2 protein-coding genes are annotated in these 948 nt (G+C 61.5%); both read right to left on the reverse strand.

All coding sequences use genetic code 11. From position 1 onward, the window contains the following. On the reverse strand, positions 1-549 hold a 549-nt coding region (locus tag C3418_RS23710), incomplete at its 3' end, for a DEAD/DEAH box helicase (RefSeq protein ID WP_146054163.1). 95 nt (positions 550-644) lie between these two features. Then, positions 645-948 (reverse strand): hypothetical protein (locus tag C3418_RS23715; RefSeq protein ID WP_374755715.1); only part of this gene is annotated, 304 nt, incomplete at its 5' end.

The following is a 948-nucleotide window of genomic DNA, read 5'->3' on the forward strand; positions in this document are numbered from 1 at the left end:
GAGTTCGGCACTGAGCGCCTGATCGGTGTGATCCCGCAGGCCATCCCATTTATAGCTATCGAGAGCGGCCTTAAGCCGGGCGCACTGCTCCTGCTCAGCTTTATTGTTGGCGGTCAGCCCGTCATCCAGAAAGGACGGCAGATCCTGCTGGGTGGGCTCGGTGCTGGGAAAGGCGGTTAAGTGGCCCGGGCAGACATCCCGGCCGCAACCAAAGACGGCTGTGAAGCGCAGCTCGGGAATAATTTTGCGCAGCAGCGGCAGGTCTTTGCTGTAGATCTGATCCTGCAGGGCGACGTTGGCGGTACTGACCACCAGCGTCTTTTGTTCTTCCCGGGCGATAGCGATGCCGGGGATCAGGTAAGAGAGGGTTTTACCGACGCCAGTCGGGGCTTCAATTGCCAGATGTCGGCCCTCGTCACCGGCCAGCGTTTTTGCCACATCGGCAATCATCTGCCGTTGCGGTGCGCGGGGAATGAAGTCGGGGATCTGCTGTTGTAGCGCCTTATACCAGGCGGCAATTTGCGCTTTCAGCGCGGCGGTTAAAGCCATGATGAACCTGAAGTACTGTATAAACAGCCACTATTGTGGCACTTTCTCAAGCGGGCCGCAAAAGAAAAGCCCGTCTTGACGACCGGGCTTCCACATTACTGCGCTGCTGACGGCTTGCGCGGACGGCGTCGACGCTGGCCTTCACCCGCCGGTTTGCCCTCGCCATCGCGACGCGGCGGTTTATTTGCCGCTTTCGGCGCGCCGCCTTCGCTACGGCGCGGCTGCTGCTGACCACGTCCACCGCCGCCCTGCCCGCGTCCACCGCCCTGACCACGCCCGCCCTGACGCCCGTTCTGGGTCGGCTCGGCCTTGATGGACGGATCAACGTCATAGCCCTCGAGGGCGATACGCGGGATCTCTTTTTTCAGCAGGCGTTCAATGTCGCGCAGCAGCTTGTGC

The organism is Aeromonas sp. ASNIH8 (assembly GCF_002919855.1).
GTDB lineage: Bacteria > Pseudomonadota > Gammaproteobacteria > Enterobacterales > Aeromonadaceae > Aeromonas > Aeromonas caviae.